A 19,840-nucleotide genomic window follows, 5' to 3' on the forward strand; every position below is an offset into this window, starting at 1 on the left:
ACCAATCAATATGAAAAAATATCAAAATAACTATAAATACTCAGTAGTAGGAATCATAATGCTCTGCATGATTGCAGGGACTTCCTGCGAAAGCTTTGTCGATGTGGTACCCGATAATGTGGCCACGATTGAAAATGCTTTCAAATTGCGAAACGAAGCCGAAAAATACCTGTTTACCCTGTATTCCTATATGCCTAGAAATGGGGAAACGAATGGTAATATTGGTTTTTTGGCCGGTGATGAAATGTGGATTCCCTATCAGACCAGTATCGGTAGTGCCCCGTTTGAAATTGCACGTGGAAATCAACGGAGGGCCAATCCCTATGTCGATGTATGGAACGGAGGTATTTTTGTCGGAATCCGACACTGCAATATCTTTTTGGAGGGACTGCAGACACCTGGAAGCGTCCCTGATCTAGGAGAAATAGAAAGGAGAAGATGGATTGGTGAAGCGGAATTCTTAAAAGCCTATTTTCACTTTTACCTGCTGAGAATGTACGGCCCCATTCCCATTATCGCTGAAAATTTACCTATTGATGCACCAGAGGAAGAGGTCAATGTAAAAAGGGAGCCGGTGGATGATGTTGTTGATTATATTGCCGGCCTTTTGGATCAAGCTGCCGAGAAGCTGCCAGAGTCCATAGCGGACCGGAATACGGAAATGGGCAGGATTACCCGACCCGCTGCCAAAGCACTGAAGGCAAAGTTGTTGTTGATGGCGGCAAGCCCATTGTTTAACGGTAATCCGGATATGGCTTCCCTGACCGGCCCTGATGGCCGGGCATTGTTTAACCTTGAGTACGATGCTGCCAAATGGCAATTGGCAGTGGACGCAGCTGCGGAAGCCATTCAGGTAGCCGAAGCAGCAGGACATAGATTATATGAGTTTAATGAGACAGGTCTTGATATAACCGATACGACCTCTACTGAGCTTAGCATCCGTCAGGCAGTTTGCGAAAGGTGGAACCCTGAACATATCTGGGGTAATTCAAATGGGACAGCAGGGGCCGAACTTCAAACAAATGCAATGGCTCCACTAACCCCGGAACACAACCATAATAATGCGCGGAAAATACTTTCTGCCCCTTTTAAAATAGCCAGGCAGTTTTATTCACAGAATGGGGTGCCGATTGATGAGGATAAGACCTTGGATTTTTCTGACCTTGAGCAATTGCGGACTTCCACTCATGACGAGCGATTTTATATCGAAGAGGGTTTTGAGACTGCCCGGATCAACTTCGATAGGGAACCGCGATTTTATGCCTCACTGTGTTTTGACGGAGGAAAGTGGTATAAATACGACAGTCCAACCAATTCTGATGAAGGAACCTACGTGCTCAGGTCAAAATTTGTGGATTATGCAGGAAGCAACCATGCCTTTCATGTCAATGTCACAGGCTATTTTATCAAAAAACTGGTAGATTGGAACCAGGCTATGAGTAGTTCTGGAGCTACTTATCGAACTTATGACTGGCCTGAGATTAGGCTGTCTGATTTATATTTGATGTATGCTGAGGCCTTGAACGAGGTGGATGGCCCGAATGCCACGGTGTTTGAGTACTTGGATAAGGTAAGAGAACGGGCAGGTCTACTGGGAGTACAGGAGAGCTGGGCACAATACTCCAAGCAACCTGATAAGTTTTCAACTAAGGATGGCCTGCGTGAAATTATCCATCAGGAGAGGCTTATCGAGTTGGCTTTTGAAGGGCACAGGCTGTGGGATTTGAAGCGCTGGAAAAAGGCCAATGAAATGCTCAACCAGCCTATCAAAGGTTGGAATATGAAAGGGGAGACCACCACTAGCTATTACCAGGTCAGCACCCTTTTTTCACAGCGGTTTATTGCACCAAGGGATTATTTTTGGCCCATTAATGAGGGCACATTGATCCAGAATCCCAATTTGGTTCAAAACGTAGGTTGGTAATTTTCTATTCAAACGACAAAAACAATGAAACGATCTTATAAAATAAACTGGATAGGCTCTCTTTTATTGGCATTGGTCATCGGTGCCTGTGAAGTGGAAGAAATACACAAACCGTATTCCAATGGCAATACACCTCCTGGGCCGGTTTTCGAAACTACTGTGGAAAACATGCCAGGGAAAGCAAAGATTTCTTATGCGATTCCCAATGATCCGGATTTGCTGTATGTAAAAGCTGTGTATGAGCGCAGCAATGGTGAAGAGGCCGAAATAAAATCCTCTTATTTTAACAATTCACTGATGGTGGAGGGATTTGCGGATACACTTGCCCATGAGGTAAAACTTTATTCGGTCAATAGAAGCGAAATGGAATCCGAACCGGTTACGGTGGTCATCCAGCCCAAAAAAGCGCCTGTTTGGGATGTGTTTGAATCACTGGATGTAAGGGCTTCTTTTGGAGGGATCAAGGTAGATGCCTTAAATCCAGAAAGGGAAGATGTGGCCATTATGATCATGGAAAAAAATGATCTGGGCGAATGGGAGGCCAATCCTAATAGTATCTATACCTCTACGGATACGATCGATTATGCCCTTAGGGGGATGGATACCTTAGTTCATGAATTTGGGTTTACCGTAAGGGACAGGTGGTTGAACTATACCGATACCATCTACTCGGACATTGCCCCGCTTTATGAGACTGCTTTGCCGAAGGCAAATTATAGGGGACTTACTCTACCGGGCGATTCCCCTCACCATCCCTCAACCAATTTGCCGATGATGTGGGACGGGAATATAATTGATTGGGGCAACATATACATGACTCAGTCTGTTATTTCTGGACCCCATACCCTTACGTTCGATACTGGTATAGAAGCGAAAATGAGCCGGATTGTGATCTGGGACTATCCAGAATATTATAACGGAAGAACTTATTATTACCTGGGCAACTTAAAGGAGTTTGAAGTATGGGGATCCAATGATCCCCCTGCGGATGGTAGTTATGAAAATTGGGTGAAACTGGGAACTTATTCAGCTACTAAGCCTTCGGGTTTACCTTTTGGACAACAAAGTGATGAGGATTATAGGGTAGCCAATGCCGGATTTAACTGGGAATTTGACATTGATGCTCCCAAAGTACGCTATTTACGGATCCGTTCGGTTAGGAATTGGGGAGGTAGTACTTATATGGCCATTGCAGAGGTACAAGTGTACGGAGATCCAAGATGATATTAACAGTTTAAACAAGCAATACAATGAAGAAAATAGATATATCAAAATTACTGTTGGTGATTTCTGTTGTTTACCTGGCTTTTTCGTGTAGCCAAATGGATGATTATCGGGAGTTTGTTCCCGATGGAGAAAAGACCTATAGTGGTAAGGTGGATTCCCTCCAAATAATCGGAGGAGATCATAAAGTGATGATCTGGGGATTACTTACCTCTGATCCCAAAATCGAACAAGCAAGAATATCATGGAATGCTGGATCTGAATCCATCGTGATCCCAGTCACCAAAACCTCAGGTGTGGATACACTCCAGCACGTGATCGGTGAATTGGAAGAAAACAATTACACCTTCGAAGTGGTGACCATAGATAATGAGGGAAATGAATCGGTTCCGGTGTATGCCACCGGAACTGCATATGGAGAAAGGTATTCGTCAGCATTGAACAATCGCCCGATTGAAAAGGCCGATTTGACCGTTTGGAACCAAAATACCATTGTCGAGTTTGGGCAGCTTGATCTAGCCACAGGTCCACTCTATTCGGAAATAGAATATGTCGATAATGAAGGTGAACGGCACTTTCTTGATGTGCCATTGGAGAGTACGGAGGTGGTTTTGGAGAATTATCAGGTAGGAACAGATTTTAAATTGAGGACCTACTATAAACCCGAACCTCATTCCATGGATACCTTTCCTACCGAGGCCGGAAGTGTCGCCCCTAAGGTCACCTATATGAGGAATATGCAGGTACCTTTTAGTACTAGCGAGAAAAGTGGCCGCTGGGGAAATTTAGAAGGGTGGATTACGAATGACAATGCTAAAATCCATGGCGGTTATGGAGGATGGGATGAAAGAAGTAGTGGTATTTTTAACTTGGAATCTGGCTGGGGCGCCCCGGGCATTTCCAATGGCAAGATTTACCAGACTTTCGAGGTACCTTCAGGTAGCTTCACTTTTAGAATTAAAGATTTGCTCAGTGGAAATTTGAGTGAGGATGACGATGTATACCTGGTAGTTGCTTATGGTGAAGAACTTCCTGATGTTGAAAATCTGGATGAGGCCATTGCTTATACCCAAGTGGTAGCTAGCAGTCCCATAGGGGAGCTTGCTGTGGATTTTGACATACAAGAAGGTTCCACACAAATTTCAGTGGGGTATTTAAGTACCCAGTCTGATGCTGGCAGGTATTGTAATATCCGGGCATTCGACTTTGTTCAGCATTAGATTGATTGCATCAAATTTATTTTAAATCAAACTTTATTTTAAGATGAAAAGGCTAACAATTTTATTGAGTTTATTGATTTCACTTTTAACTTCAGAGTTGGTTAACGGAACTGATTTGGTAAATAATGCTACTGTAAATAACATTAGTATGAATGTTGTGGACTATTACTACACTGGACAGATAAAAGGTGATATTACGGTTGACTGCTATGTACCCCTATCGGGGCCTACGACTGAGGGGGAAATTGAAGTTTTGGTTTATGGATCTGAGATGAATGACACCTATCAATTGACTGTAAATAGAGGACAAAGTAACTCTATCAATTTTGATGTTTACTTCAACAGTCCATCTTCTACAGATTACATTACTGTTTATGTTACTGGGGAAGGGCTTTGTGATTATCAGACCTTTATTTATTCAGTAGATAGTGTTGGTGACATGAATTATTTTGGTCAATATTATCAAAAGCCACCTTTTCATCCAGGTCCCTCATGTTAAAATATTATGGTAGGTAATTTTCTGCATTTTAACCCAGATTGAATTTTTGAATGTCTTCTTCCAACATTGTGATAGTTGGAAGAAGACTGCTTTTTCTTTTGATAATGAGTCTCCTGGGAAATATTGGTGAGTGCATTTGAGATTTAAAGAACATCAATTGTTTTCACAGATTATTAAAAATAATGACCGTTCAATTTTTAAGAAATTGGTAAAGGGATCTTTACTATTTGTTGGAAAGTTTAGGACAGCAGTCATCTGTCAAAAGGTCTAAACTCAGGATCAAGGTTCCTAATTGGTATCCAACTACAGGCCAAATGGTAAATCAAAAATTATTTAGGCCAGCATTGACTTTTTCTTTATGATTTATTTCTATTTAACACTTATATTAAGTGTTTAAATAACACTATATTTTAAGCTGCTGTTGATCCTGGCTTGATGATCCTAATTAGGTCCACTTTGGACAATGCTAATCTGGAAGTATGAAACAGTGGAGTTAGGTAACTGAAGAAAAGCAGCTTCATAAATTGAATCATAATGCTTAAAAAAACAATAATGAAAAATAACCTGTTATGCTTTATTGTCCTGTTGCTTTCCGCTAAGCTGGTATTTGCCCAAGTAGAAAAAGTCAAGGAAATCGACGGAGGGGGCAGTGGCCCATATCCTGCCATAGCCATTACAGAGCATGGGTTGACTGATTTTGTGGTTTACCGACCAGGAAATCTAGCTCAAGCTGTCAAAAAGGAAGGTAAATTGCCCCTAGTGGTCTGGGCGAATGGTGGCTGTATGAATTCGTCCATACACCACGAACGCTTACTGACAGAAGTAGCCTCCCATGGTTATGTGATCGTGGCCATCGGCACCCTGCAAATGACCGTTGAGGAAAGGGTGCATAAACCCACTCCTGACAAGGAGCTTAAAAGGGCAATTGATAAAATCACCGAACTATCCAAGGAACCAGATCGTGATTATTTTAATGAACTCAATCTGGACAAAATAGCCGCAGCTGGACAATCCTGCGGTGGGGCTCAGGTCATGGCCATTGCTGATGACCCTAGGGTAAAAACCTATATGATGTTCAATTCCGGTATGGGTGATATGACCATGGCCGGCGCCAGTAAAGCAGCGTTAAATTCCCTTCATGGAGAGATTATATACCTGGTAGGCGGAGTCTCCGATGTGGCTACCGAAAATGCCCTAATGGATTATGATCGTATTGATCAGGTGCCAGTGGTGTTTGCCGATTTGTTGGAAGGCGGCCATGGGGGCACTTTTGACCAAGAATATGGAGGGGCATTTGCCAGAATGACCTTGGATTGGCTGAATTGGCAATTTAAGGATGAGGATCATACCTCCTTATTCCTGCATCATGAGCTCGGAAATTACCCTGGCTGGGAAATGAAATCGAAGAACTTTAACCCATAAACCGATGAACAAAAAAACAGTAATCTTGGGAATTGTTTTAGCCACAGGTGTATTAATGTCCGCTGTATGGCCAAATAACGATCTATTACAGGTAGAGGTGGAGCAAGGCGTATTACAGGGAAAGCAAGAAAACGGCATTGCTGTGTTTAAAGGGGTGCCTTTTGCCGAACCGCCCATCGATGAACTTCGATGGAAGGCCCCTCAATCTCCCAGGGCATGGGAAGGTGTCAGAAAAGCCACTAGTTATGCACCTTCTCCTTATCAGCCGGGAAACCCAGCTTCTGGAAAAAGTGAGGATTGCCTTTACTTGAATATATGGACCCCTGCCAGCTCACCAAATGACAATCTCCCTGTGATGGTATGGATTTATGGAGGGGGCTTTAGTTTCGGTACCACTGCCGATCCGGTCACCACAGGGAAACACCTTGCCGAAAAAGGAGTAATTGTAGTAAGTATTGCCTATAGGGTAGGGCAGTTGGGCTTTTTGGCACATCCAGAACTGAGTGCAGAAAACCCCAATGGTGTTTCAGGAAATTATGGTCTTTTGGATCAAATTGCCGGCCTGCAATGGGTACAGAAAAACATCAAGGCCTTCGGTGGGAATCCGGATAAGGTGACGATTTTCGGAGAATCGGCAGGAGGAATATCAGTAAGCATGCTTTGTGCATCGCCTTTGGCAAAAGGTTTGTTTCAAGGTGCCATTTCACAGAGTGGGGGCTCCTTTGGTCCCACAAGAGCACGGACATTTCCGGGAGAAAACATGAAAACCTTGGCCCAAGCAGAAACTGATGGGAAGGCTTATGCCGAAAAGGCAGGAGCCTCTTCATTGAAAGAATTGCGTCAACTCCAAGCCGATGAATTGCCATTAGGAATGGGGCTGGGCGGTGCCTGGCCGATAGTAGATGGCCATGTGATTACCGCTGACCAGTTCCATAGTTACCGTAAGGGGAAGTATAATGATGTGCCTGTCCTCATAGGTTACAACTCCGATGAGGGGCTCAGCTTTACCCGTGAAAACAGTCCTGAGGAATTCATTAAGAATACAAAAGCCCGCTATGGTCAATTTGCTGATGATTTATTGGAGGTGTACCCGGTTGGAGAAAACCATATACCAAAGTCTGCCAGGGACCTTAATCGCGATGCTGCATTTGGTTGGCATACATGGACTTGGGCAAACCTCCAGTCAAAAAATGGAAATTCAGACGTTTATCTATATTACTTTGATCAGCATCCCGAATACCCTGAGGGGTCTCCTAGGCATGGCCATGGTTCACCGCATGGTCAGGATGTAGCCTATGTTTTTCAGACATTAGATGAAGTGGGTGCCGGAAATAATGAGTCGGATATTGCCATTTCCAATAAGATGGCTACTTACTGGACCAACTTCGCAAAGTATGGAGATCCCAATGGAACGGGGTTGGAAGAATGGCCAAGATTTGATCAATCAAATCCCATGGCCATGTATTTGACCGATCCCCTTCACCTTGGCCCTGTGCCGAGTGAACCTGCTCTCAGGGTGTTGGATGAGTATTTTAAATGGAGACTGTCCCCTGAAGGAGAGATGGAATGATTTAAGGCATTACTAGATCATTTACTTTTAATCCTGATAGGAAAAGTCACTGTTTTCTTATATTTCTAAAAAAGGCTTCCATGGACATCATTCCATGGAAGCCTTTACTGTTTTTTTAGGCAAAAAAAAACATCACTTTTGATAACCAGGGACATCGTTAGGTACGAATGCTACGTCGTCTATGTGACAGCTTGCTCCTGCTTCTCCATGGGCAATAAACCCTATTTCAACTTTTCCATTGATAACGGACACATTTTCGAGTGTTATACTGTTCCATTTATCGTTGTCATTCTCCAAAGGTATGCTTTTTTGATGATTTCCACTTTCGGCATAGGCCTCCAGCCGGTCGAAATGGCCCGTATTCTTGACTTTCAGTGACAGGGTATAGGTGCCGTCTTCCAAACTTACATACGGAGTGGAAGTGATCATCTGGTAAACCTTTCTTTTGAAGGTGACATTGTCAGAGATATTCAAGCTCCTTTCCCCGATGACGTGTATCCGGTCTTCTTTAGTATTGGCATGGTTTAGTACGGGGGATTGATCTGAATCAATTACGATGGTATTGCCCTGTTTGACATCGGAATACCAGCCCAAGAGCTGTTCTTGGATGGGTTTTACGGAGCTTGGTATGGCCTTTCGGTCAGCTTCAAAGCTGCTGTTCTTGACAAAATTATTATCCTCGGCAACACTCCATTCTCCGGTGGATTCATTCAGGTTCCAGGAATTAAGGGAGTTGAAGAAAGGCGTCTCGCCATCAAAGGAAAGTGGGCACCATTGGTTATACCCCAATCCGTTTCCAGCAAAGTCCGCCCAGCGGTCTCCACAGTAAATGACTGTTTCTTTTTTACTTCCCTTTACATTGACGAAAAAGCCTGTTTGGGTAATATGGGCATAATCATCATAACTCCCCGGGGTGATCAACATATTGTTTTCGGGTAAATACGGGCCTTTAACATCATCGGCAACCAGGTAAAAAGCATGGCTGGAATCCCAACCATAGAGATTAGAGGCAAAGACATAGTATTTTCCATTATATTTTACCATGCAGTTTCCTTCACGTCCTGCCCCCTTGAATATTTGGGTGATATCAAGTAAATCCACTTTTCCGTCCTTGACGCCTATTTCGGAAATGTAAATCTTATGTCTTCCCTTGCCGTAGGAATATACCAGATAGGAAGTGCCCGTGTCTGGATCAGTGAAGACCGTTTGGTCACCGGTGTTGGGAGTCCCGATCCTATCTGTCATGTCCAGTCGGTTATGGCATTTAAAAGGCCCCGAAGGACTGTCCGAAAGGGCAATGAGTACATTGCTGTTATGTTGGACAAATAGGGCATATTTATCCATTTCCTTTACATAGGCCACGCCCAATCTCCCCATCCAAAATACACGTTGGTAGCTTTCTTCCACTTCTGACTTTTCCAGTACATTGCCTTTGGATTTCCAGTTGACCAAATCGGTGGATGTATAACAGGTGACGGCTTTAAAATGGGTTCGTTGATAGTTGACAGATGGATCCGCCCGGTATTGTTCCGCTTCTTCATAATGTACCCCATACCAAAAGTACTTTTCTACCCCATCTTCAGGGTCGGTAAAAGTGAATATGCCACCTCCTTGGCTATAAATGGGGGCACCGTCTTCGGTGTCCCAGAAGGTGTCGTTCTTAATGTTATTGTCTTGAGCATATACACAAAGACAGTTTATTAGAAGTAGCATCAATATCATGGGGACTACCTTGACGAGGACATAAGGCTCTTTTTTTAATTGATTCATAGGCTTGTTGTTTTGGGTTATTCTTATGAAAAGATAGTTTTCCACGGATTTATAAAACGCTATTTCTACAATACCCAATTTCCCTTTTGACTTTTTCCCAATTACTGTCATTGAACATTGGGGCATCGGCATGCGCTGGATCACCGGTTGACACTTTCCATTTTGCAATGAAATGGTAGGTTGTCCTTTGGCCTAGGGTGGAATGAAAGAGGAGCATCTACCCGACTATTAGTAATAGTTTAAAGTTCAAGGTTATTATTGGATGTTAATTAATAGCATTAAATCTGTTTATAGACTACTCTTTGCCGTATATGATCCATATTTGTCAAAAAGTATAAATTAATGCGAAGAAAAGTGTGCTGTGTTGTACTGGGGAATGCCTTTGTAAAACTAATAACGGGGCAGGCTATTCCGACGAAGGAGGAATCTCCTAAAATAACCATAACATGACAAAGTAGGATTAATATGGTTTCTTTTTTGTTTTTTGCCACAAAGCCACTAAGTTTTTTTCGAGAAACAAAGGAGCTGACTGCACGACACTTCCCAACAAATCTACTTTGTGACTTCGAACCTTCGTGGCAAAAAAAGCACGCCACCTGTTGTTCCGACAGCTGTGCTACGGAACCTCGATCAGTGGGTTTTTAGCTCAACACTTGTTAAAGTGCGGGCGGCAATACAGGTAAGCCACAAAGTCACCAAGGCACTAAGTTTTTTTTGGGGGAAACAAAGGTGCAGGCTACACGACACTTCCCAACAAATCTACTTTGTGACTTCGAGCCTTCGTGGCAAAAAAAGCAGGCCACCTGTTGTGCCGACAGCTGTGCTGTGGAACCATGAGCATTGAGTTTTCAACTCAACACTTGTTAAAGTGCGGGCGGCAATACAGGTAAGCCACAAAGTCACCAAGGCACTAAGTTTTTTTTTGGGGAAACAAAGGTGCAGGCTACACGACACTTCCCAATAAATCTACTTTGTGACTTCGAGCCTTCGTGGCAAAAAAAAGCAGGCCACCTGTTGTGCCGACAGCTGTGCTACGGAACCTCGATCAGTGGGTTTTTAGCTCAACACTCGTTAAAGTGCGGGAGGGCAATACAGGTAAACCACAAAGCCACAAAGCCACTAAGTTTTTTTGGAAACAAAGGAGCTGACTGCACGACACTTCCCAACAAATCTACTTTGTGACTTCGAGCCTTCGTGGCAAAAAAAGCGGGCCACCTGTTGTTCCGACAGCTGTTCTGAGGACCCGTGGGCAGTGAGTTTTTAGCTCAACACTCGTTAAAGTGCGGGAGGCAATACAGGTAAACCACAAAGTCACCAAGGCACTAAGTTTTTTTTGGGGAAACAAAGGTGCAGGCTACACGACACTTCCCAACAAATCTACTTTGTGACTTCGAGCCTTCGTGGCAAAAAAAGCACGCCACCTGTTGTGCCGACAGCTGTGCTACGGAACCTCGATCAGTGGGTTTTTAGCTCAACACTCGTTAAAGTGCGGGAGGCAATACAGGTAAACCACAAAGCCACCAAGGCACTAAGTTTTTTTTTGGGGAAACAAAGGTGCAGGCTACACGACACTTCCCAACAAATCTACTTTGTGACTTCGAGCCTTCGTGGCAAAAAAAGCGGGCCACCTGTTGTTCCGACAGCTGTTCTGAGGACCCGTGGGCAGTGAGTTTTTAGCTCAACACTCGTTAAAGTGCGGGAGGCAATACAGGTAAGCCACAAAGTCACCAAGGCACTAAGTTTTTTTTGGGGGAAACAAAGGTGCAGGCTACACGACACTTCCCAACAAATCTACTTTGTGACTTCGAGCCTTCGTGGCAAAAAAAGCACGCCACCTGTTGTGCCGACAGCTGTTCTGAGGCCCCGTGGGCAGTGAGTTTTTAGCTCAACACTCGTTAAAGTGCGGGCGGCAATACAGGTAAGCCACAAAGTCACCAAGGCACTAAGTTTTTTTTTGGGGAAACAAAGGTGCAGGCTACACGACACTTCCCAACAAATCTACTTTGTGACTTCGAGTCTTCGTGGCAAAAAAAGCAGGCCACCTGTTGTTCCGACAGCTGTGCTGCGGAACCTCGATCAGTGGGTTTTTAGCTCAACACTCGTTAAAGTGCAGGAGGCAATACAGGTAAACCACAAAGCCACTAAGTTTTTTTGGAAACAAAGGTGCAGGCTACACGACACTTCCCAATAAATCTACTTTGTGACTTCGAGCCTTCGTGGCAAAAAAAAGCGGGCCACCTGTTGTTCCGACAGCGGTACTGCGGAACCGTGGGCAGTGAGTTTTTAGCTCAACACGTGTTAAAGTACGGGCAGCATAGAGCGTTTGATCTTTTCTATTAAGTGTTATAAGTGAAGAGTCGATATATTCAGGGTGACAAGTGCAGAAAAGAATTTACAAGATCGTTCACCGATGGAAATTAACAGTCTAAATGAACTAAAATATATTATTTTACAATCGTTGGCCATATTAGACAATAGGGGCCTAACAAAAGACACCTACTATACCATAAATGAACAAAAATATAGTAATCCGAATAGCCCAAAGCCTGTTTATTATTGCCCTTTTTAGTACATCGCTGAATACCTTGGCACAGGATACGAAACGTATTGGGGAGGCCTCATTGTCCGGACAGATTCCGCCACATCCTCCTCGCTTGCCCGAAGGAGAAATTCCCGCTTTTCCGGGAGCTTGGGGTGGAGGGATGTTTACCACCGGAGGCCGTGGAGGAAAGGTAATCGCCGTGACCAATCTCCATGACCGTGGGGAAGGCAGCTTACGTGCAGCCCTGGAGGCGGAAGGCCCCCGAATAGTAGTGTTCAGCGTGGCCGGTACGATCGATGTATCTGAAGATATCAATATTGACCATCCCCATATCACCATAGCGGGCCAGTCTGCTCCTGGAGATGGTATTTGCATAAAAGGAACCCTAAACATCAATACGCACAATGTGATTGTTCGCCATATACGGGTTCGTAGGGGAATACCTGAGGGAGGCCAAGGAGATGATAATATCGGCGGTAATCCTGAGCACCATATCATCATCGATCACTGCTCGACCAGTTGGGGAATGGATGAAAATATTTCGCTTTATAGACACATGAGGTCTTCGCTGGATGGAGAAACCAGGATAAAGGATCCAGCAAAACACATCACCATCCAATGGACCATTTCCAGTGAAGCACTGGATGCCAGGGGGCATGCCTTTGGAGGAACATGGGGAGGAAATCCATCCACTTTTCACCATAATCTTTTTGCCTGTAACACGGCCAGAAACCCTTCTATAGGGATGTCAGGAGACTTTGATTTCCGTAACAATGTGATTTTTAACTGGCAGCACCGTACCATGGACGGTGGGGACGAAACCTCGCAAATCAATGTGATCAACAATTACTACAAACCTGGCCCTGCGACCAATGAGAACATGAAGGCCGTGTTTGCCCGTATCGAGTCCCGCCACATGTATTCTCCAGGAAGTGCTTGGGCAGCGGGAGGGTGGTACCCTGAGGAGGATGACAGGCCGGGTAAATGGTATGTCGCCGGCAACATGATGTACGGTAACCAAACCATAAGTCTTGATAATTGGAAGGGAATGCGCGGGCCGACAGACGTTGCAAAGGTCAATACGCCTTTTGTCGGATGGCCGGTAGCTCCGCATCAGACCGCAAATGAAGCCTTTCAGGCAGTCCTAGAGAAAGCTGGGGCGACCTTGCCCAGGCGTGATGCAGTGGATCAGCGCGTCACCCAAATGGTACGTACTGGCCAGACCTTGACCCCAACAGGAATCTTAAAGGATATTTCAGAAGTGGGAGGATACCCTAACCTTGTATTTGAGGCAGATGAGGTTCCCGTGGACAGCGATGGTGATGGAATGCCGGATGAATGGGAAAAGAAATATGGTCTTGATCCCCATAACAGTGAGGATGGGCCAAAGGACAGTGATGGAGACGGATATACCAATGTGGAAGAATACCTCAATGGTACTGATCCCAATGAAAACATAAATTATAGAAACCTAGGCAATAACGTGGATAGGATCAGTTGACCCAGTGCTGATAGTCCTTTCAATGGAAACCTAATCCTTAACGTATCTTTATTTCCAGAGCAATCTGAAAAAGTGGAATTTGATCTTACTTGGCAAGTAATTGAGTTGTCAAGGGCATGAAAAGCTATGGTTTTAATCAGGATTATGTATTAGGAATCGTAGTAGTCTGTCCCGAAATCCTTCGGGACAGACTGACGAATATCGGGAAAGAGCTGAAAGTGCAATAAAATCAACTAGTTTGGAGGTGTGAGCGTAGCACCGCTACGGTGCATCCTGTCTGGCCGCCAGATAGACCCGAAAACTAAAGCGTAGCGGCTGATTTTGAAGAAATTTCGGGTCGTAAAAGATAGACTAATGCATATTTGGGGTTTAAGGAAAGGGATCCTCAAATGAGGCTGGGTCGAATTGGAGGGCTTCTTCATAGGAGCATAGGCAGTCTAGAAGTTCTTGTTGAATTCGGTTTTGTTCCAGCCCGGTGCCGATGATTACCAACTCATTAGTGCGATCTCCAAAGTCTGGGTGCCAGTTTGTATTGAGGGATTCCTTGATCTCGGAATAGTAGGGGTGATTTTGCCATTCTGCCTGTGGGATGGATGCCCACCAATTACCATAGGGCTCCGCTTGGACAGATTTTCCAGCTTGGTTCCATAGTAGTGCTTTGTCGGGTCTGGAGACTATCCAGAACAGTCCTTTACTTCTTAAAATAGTCGATGGCCAGTTCCGGGTGACAAAATCCCAAAGTCTTTTGGGATGAAAGGGCCTTTTCTCTCTAAATACAAACGAGCAAATGCCATATTCTTCCGTTTCAGGGCTGTGGTGGTTGTTCAGTTCTTGAATCCAGCCTGCGGATTGGGAGGCCTTGTCAAAATCAAATAGCCCTGTATTGATGATGAGATTGGGAGGTATCTTTCCTTGTGTTGCTTCGATCAGCTTGGCCACTGGATTGAGCTTTTTGATCAGCGCCCTCACCATTTCAAGCTGCGATTTGGTGATCAGGTCAATTTTGTTCAGGACAATTACGTCCGCAAATTCCACTTGATCTGTTAGGAGGTGAACGATGGATCTGTCATCTTCCTGCCCTTCTTCCATCTGCCGATCTGCCAGTTTATCTGCTGAAATAAAATCATCCAGAAAGTTTAACACATCCACCACGGTAACCATCGTGTCCAGCCGGGTGAGCTTATCAAGATCCAGTAAAGGTTCACCGGTTTCAAAGGTAAAGGTCTGTGCGACAGGAATCGGTTCAGAAATCCCCGTGCTTTCTATGATGAGGTAATCGAACTTACCCTGGATCGCAAGCTTTTGGACTTCCTCGATGAGATCTTCCCGCAGGGTGCAGCAGATGCAGCCATTGCTCATCTCTACGAGTTTTTCTTCTGTCCTTGATAGCTTGACCTGATTATCTATCACTTGGGCATCCACGTTGATTTCACTCATGTCATTGACGATCACGGCTACCTTCAGTCCTTCGCGGTTGTGGAGGATGTGGTTTAGAATGGTGGTTTTTCCTGCTCCCAAAAAACCGCTTAAGACAGTGACAGGGAGTTTTTTATGGTTTGTTTTCATTGTGAGATTAACCGTATATGTATTTCCAATTGATAAAATGGGAAAAGGCGATGAGGAAGGCTCCTATGCTTATGGTGATGTGGCTGATACGATGAGCTTGGTGGTCATGAAGAAGATGGCCGATACCAATAATCATAAAACCTGAAGTAGCAATGCATAACGGCAAAGGGCGACGATGATGTTTTCGAAACCCATGACCCAGCGAAATGGTGGCGATGATGGCACTGATGATCAGTACACTATATTCGATCCATGGTTCGGAAAGAAATTTAAGGCCAGCAAGTGGTGTCAGGACGAGAATAAATGGCATTGCAGCGCAATGAATGCCGCATAAAAGCGATGCGGAGATCCCGAAAAAATCCATTGGGCTGTCTTTGAATAGAGATTTCATGCCTTTTTAATTTTGTGCAACTTGAAGGCAAATATAGCTGAAAAAAACGTAAACGCAACTATGTTGCAAATACAAACATTTATAACATAACATAATCATTGCAAAAGGGTGGGGCTATTTTTTTGAAAAAAAGATTACCTTAGTAATGGAGCAGTGGCTCATCGGTTTGAAGGAAGGGGTTTTTGGCTTCTTTTAGTCTTGTTCACCTCCTTCATTGCCGTTTTGAGACTACTGCTTGGCAAACCTGTTTCTGTTGGTAGGTACATTACTGTGGAAATTTGGCAAGCTATTTATAATCATTCCATCCAGCCTTTAAATAACCATTAAATACCCTATGAAAGCACATGTTTTATTGCTACTTTTTTTAGGTGCGATCACTAGCTATGCCATTGGCCAGGTCGCAGAGAACAGACGACCAAATATTGTTTTTTGTCTTGCCGATGACTGGGGTTGGCCCCATGCAGGAGCTTATGGGGACAGCACGGTAAAAACCCCAAACTTCGACCGGCTTGCCAAAGAAGGTATTCTCTTTAATCAAGCGTATGTATCAAGCCCCTCGTGTACGCCAAGTAGAAATGCATTTATTACAGGAAAATACCATTGGGAACTTGGTCCTGGTGCAAATCTATGGAGTACCCTTCCCGTGGAGCACCAGAGTTTTATACATCTATTAGCTGATGAAGGCTATGTTACGGGAAGGACAGAAGCAAAAACCTGGGGGCCTGGAAACCTGGAAAGTTGGACTTCTCACCATGGCGCCCATCCCTCCCATACTGCTTATCAAACTTTCGGGGAATTTCTCGATAAGACGGAGGCAAAGGAGAAGCCATTCTTCTTTTGGCTAGGCTCAGCAGATCCTCATCGTCCCTATGGAAGAGGCACTGGTGAAGACAACGGAATAGATATTTCAACAGTCAACTTATTTAGACATTTCCCCGACGTAAAGACGGTGCGAAGTGATGTGGCTGACTATTATGTGGAAGTCCAGCGTTGGGACAGCCTTGTGGGATCGGTCATTGCCCAACTCGAAGCGATGGACATGCTGGACAACACCATTATTATCATGACCGGTGATCATGGGATGCCATTTCCCCGTGGCAAAGGTAATCTTTACGATTCGGGTGTTCGCGTACCTTTTGCGGTTTATTGGGGCAGCCAAGTGGCACAAGGGCGTAAAGTGGAGGACTTTATTTCCTTTGCAGATATTGCTCCCACATTACTTGAAGTGGCAGGAGTGCAGGTGCCTGATGATATGACTGGCGAGAGTTTTCTGAATATTTTAATGTCGGATAAATCAGGGAGGGTAGATCCTGAAAAACGTTCAGAAGTCGTGTTCGGTAGAGAGCGACATGTGCCGGCCCAGGAAAAACCTAATATGAGTGGGTATCCATCCCGTGGATACCGGAACGATGAATTTCTCTACATCCGTAATTACCAACCCGCCCTATGGCCCGCAGGAACCGGCCAATTAGGATCCACCAATTACCCCAGCCAATGGTATGCTGATTGTGATGGTGGGCCTACGAAGGATTATATCATTGCCAATAAGGACAAGGATTTAGAGCACATTTTTGCTTATCAACTTAGCTTTGCAAAAAGGCCTGCAGAGGAACTCTATGACCTGAGAAATGATCCAGACCAGTTGATCAATGTGGCTGCCCGGGCGGATTATGCGGAGGAGTTGGAAAACCTGAGGGAAAGGCTCTATCAAAAGCTACAAAAGCTAAACGACCCCCGCGCAGAAGATCCTGACTATGATGGGTTTGACCAACATCCCTATTTGGGTGGTGGTGGCGGAAAAAAGCCATAACGGGATGTTTCAAAAATGATGTGTTTGCAGTTAGAAGAGTATCTTGGGTCAGGTTTGAAGGTACCTTTGGGCGTAGGTTTCAACGAACCCAAATCAGTGCTGTAATTTTATAGGGATCAAGTAGACGGTTGTTTATGGTTGTGCTAAATCAAATTAGCATTCAAAATAATCTATACTGAAGCCTTGAGGAAATTAATTTGATGTGTAAATTAGAGGTCTTACGAACAGTAACTCCAATTAACCCATGAACTATCCTACCATAAGGGACTTATTCTGGTCCCTTTTTCTTTTGATAATTACAGGAAATCAGGTTTTCTCACAAGAGCATACATCAAGCAATAGTCTTTACCTCCAGAACAGGGCTCCTTTGACAACATCACCCTACTTGGAACTCCCCTTGGGGAGTATTTCACCGGAAGGTTGGCTAAAGGAGCAGTTGGTACGGATGAAAGATGGCTTGACGGGTAATTTGGATACCATTTATCCCACTGTCATGGGAGAGCGGAATGGCTGGCTGGGAGGAGACGGGGACGGTTGGGAGCGAGGTCCCTATTGGATCGACGGACTTTTGCCCTTGGCCTATATCTTAAAGGATGAGCAGTTGATCGCGAAAGTCCAGCCTTGGGTGGAGTGGACGCTCCAAAATCAAGCTGAAAACGGTTATATCGGACCAGTACCATTTACTGAAGACCCCGCATATGAAGCGGGATTACAAAGAGGCATGAGAAAAGATTGGTGGCCGAAGATGGTGATGCTAAAAGTCCTCAAGCAATATCATGACGCCACGGGTGATCAACGGGTCATCGACGTGCTGACCAAGTATTTTAAGCACCAATTAAAGGAGCTTCCCAATACTCCATTGGACAATTGGACCTTCTGGGCCAATCGACGTGGTGGAGATAACCTGCAAGTGGTCTATTGGCTTTATAATACTACAGGGGATGAGTTTTTACTGGAACTGGGAGACCTCATTGCTGAACAAACTTTCCCTTGGACCAATGTATTCTTAAATGATGAAAATAACGTAGATCCCCAGTCACCGTGGTATTTTTATCAGATGAAACGATACCCCTTTGATCAAGAAGAAATAGACCTCTTGACAGTCTCAAAAATAGGAGGGATTCACACGGTGAATTTGGCCCAGGGCTTGAAAATGCCTGCTGTAAGATATCTTCACGATAGGGACAAGCAGCACCTCGTAGCGACCAAAGAAGCGCTGGCTGATATTAGAAAGTATCATGGACAGCCACAGGGCATGTATGGTGGAGATGAGCCATTACATGGAAATGATCCTGTGCAGGGCGTAGAATTTTGTTCGATTGCAGAGGGGATGTTTTCACTGGAAACCATCCTAAAGATAAGCGGAGACATGTCCTATGCAGACCATCTTGAGAAGATCACCTATAATGCACTTCCTACACAGGCATCAGATGATTTTATGACCAGGCAATATTTTCAGGCCGCCAATCAGGTGAAGTTGACCGATGAGATGGAAGTTTCTTTTGAGACCAACCATCATAACGGGACCGATTTCGTGTTTGGAACACTTTCGGGATATCCCTGCTGTACTGCCAATATGCATCAGTCTTGGCCTAAATATGTGCAAAACCTTTGGTATGCCACTGCTGATGGAGGGGTAGCGGCTTTGCTATATGCGCCCAGTGAAGTGGAGCTAAAAGTAGGAAATGGGGCGGTTTTAAAAGTGAAGGAGGAAACAGGATATCCTTTTCGTGAGACGGTTAACTTCTCCATTTCGCTCAGTGAGCCTGCAGCATTTCCTTTTCATGTTAGAATCCCCAGCTGGACAAACGAGGCCCAAATTACCATTAATGGGAACCCTTGGGAAGGAACAATCAGTGACCAAGTAGCCATCATCGATCGAGCATGGAAAAGCGGGGATCAAGTAACCCTGCAGTTGCCCATGGAAATTAAGTCGTCCCGATGGTACCAGTTTTCTGCTGCCATTGAAAGGGGGCCGTTGGTTTATTCCTTGAAGGTTCAAGATAAAAAGGTGCCAAAGAACCGGCACGATGGATACGGTGAATTTTATGAAGTACATCCTGTGTCCGATTGGAACTATGGCCTATTGCAGCATGAGCTGGATAACTTGCAGGATCATGTGGAAGTGGTAGAGACAGATTGGGATGGTTCCTACCCGTGGAACCTTGAAAATGCCCCTATCCAACTGAAAATGGCTGGTGCCAAAGTACCGGATTGGAGGCTTCAAAATGATGTTCCAGTGATGCCAGGTTTTTGGAGCAAAACGATTGAAGACAAATCCTTGGTTGAAGAAATCATCCTGGTGCCTTATGGCTGTACGACATTAAGAATTACCGAATTTCCGGTTTATAATGTGCCTCACTAATTTCCGAAACTGTTTTCTTCTGCGTTTGAGGAAGAA

At 44.6% G+C, this 19,840-nt stretch carries 12 protein-coding genes; 9 read left to right on the forward strand and 3 right to left on the reverse strand.

All coding sequences use genetic code 11. From position 1 onward, the window contains the following. The first annotated feature begins 10 nt into the window (after positions 1-10). The 6 genes from FKX85_RS12855 to FKX85_RS12880 all read left to right on the forward strand — a co-directional run bounded on the left by FKX85_RS12855 (position 11) and on the right by FKX85_RS12880 (position 7,859). Complete coding sequence (locus FKX85_RS12855) at positions 11-1,924, forward strand: RagB/SusD family nutrient uptake outer membrane protein (RefSeq protein ID WP_141615108.1); 1,914 nt, start codon at positions 11-13, stop codon at positions 1,922-1,924. A 24-nt stretch (positions 1,925-1,948) separates the two neighbouring features. Continuing rightward, the gene (locus FKX85_RS12860) at positions 1,949-3,148 is read left to right on the forward strand and encodes a DUF5000 domain-containing lipoprotein (RefSeq protein ID WP_141615109.1); all 1,200 of its coding nucleotides are present in this window, start codon (positions 1,949-1,951) and stop codon (positions 3,146-3,148) included. Positions 3,149-3,174: 26 nt separating this feature from the next. Then, on the forward strand, positions 3,175-4,368 hold the full coding sequence (locus tag FKX85_RS12865; protein WP_141615110.1) for a DUF4998 domain-containing protein: 1,194 nt from the start codon (positions 3,175-3,177) through the stop codon (positions 4,366-4,368). Between the two features lie 43 nt (positions 4,369-4,411). Further along, positions 4,412-4,867, forward strand: coding sequence for a hypothetical protein (locus FKX85_RS12870; protein WP_141615111.1), 456 nt, complete (start codon positions 4,412-4,414; stop codon positions 4,865-4,867). Between the two features lie 552 nt (positions 4,868-5,419). Beyond that, positions 5,420-6,289 carry an alpha/beta hydrolase gene (locus FKX85_RS12875; RefSeq protein WP_141615112.1) on the forward strand — a complete coding sequence of 290 codons (870 nt, stop codon included), beginning with the start codon at positions 5,420-5,422 and terminating at the stop codon, positions 6,287-6,289. A 4-nt stretch (positions 6,290-6,293) separates the two neighbouring features. After that, a complete protein-coding gene (locus FKX85_RS12880; RefSeq protein WP_141615113.1) occupies positions 6,294-7,859 on the forward strand; it encodes a carboxylesterase/lipase family protein in 1,566 nt (521 codons plus the stop codon). 132 nt (positions 7,860-7,991) lie between these two features. Here the strand turns inward: FKX85_RS12880 and FKX85_RS12885 are convergent, their stop codons facing one another. Continuing rightward, positions 7,992-9,629, reverse strand: a complete 1,638-nt coding sequence (locus tag FKX85_RS12885) for a family 43 glycosylhydrolase (RefSeq protein WP_141615114.1) — start codon at positions 9,627-9,629, stop codon at positions 7,992-7,994. A gap of 2,510 nt (positions 9,630-12,139) precedes the next feature. Between FKX85_RS12885 and FKX85_RS12890 the strand changes: the two genes are divergently transcribed. Beyond that, positions 12,140-13,672 carry a polysaccharide lyase gene (locus tag FKX85_RS12890; RefSeq protein WP_141615115.1) on the forward strand — a complete coding sequence of 511 codons (1,533 nt, stop codon included), beginning with the start codon at positions 12,140-12,142 and terminating at the stop codon, positions 13,670-13,672. Positions 13,673-14,041: 369 nt separating this feature from the next. Here FKX85_RS12890 and FKX85_RS12895 read toward each other — a convergent pair whose 3' ends face one another. Both FKX85_RS12895 and FKX85_RS12900 read right to left on the reverse strand, forming a co-directional pair. Continuing rightward, positions 14,042-15,238, reverse strand: coding sequence for a GTP-binding protein (locus FKX85_RS12895; RefSeq protein WP_141615116.1), 1,197 nt, complete (start codon positions 15,236-15,238; stop codon positions 14,042-14,044). Between the two features lie 7 nt (positions 15,239-15,245). Then, positions 15,246-15,629, reverse strand: a complete 384-nt coding sequence (locus tag FKX85_RS12900; protein ID WP_141615117.1) for a MerC domain-containing protein — start codon at positions 15,627-15,629, stop codon at positions 15,246-15,248. A 334-nt stretch (positions 15,630-15,963) separates the two neighbouring features. Between FKX85_RS12900 and FKX85_RS12905 the strand changes: the two genes are divergently transcribed. After that, a complete protein-coding gene (locus FKX85_RS12905; RefSeq protein WP_141615118.1) occupies positions 15,964-17,439 on the forward strand; it encodes a sulfatase family protein in 1,476 nt (491 codons plus the stop codon). A gap of 244 nt (positions 17,440-17,683) precedes the next feature. Continuing rightward, positions 17,684-19,804, forward strand: a complete 2,121-nt coding sequence (locus tag FKX85_RS12910) for a beta-L-arabinofuranosidase domain-containing protein (RefSeq protein ID WP_141615119.1) — start codon at positions 17,684-17,686, stop codon at positions 19,802-19,804. Positions 19,805-19,840: the final 36 nt, after the last annotated feature.

The organism is Echinicola soli (assembly GCF_006575665.1).
GTDB classification, from domain to species: domain Bacteria; phylum Bacteroidota; class Bacteroidia; order Cytophagales; family Cyclobacteriaceae; genus Echinicola; species Echinicola soli.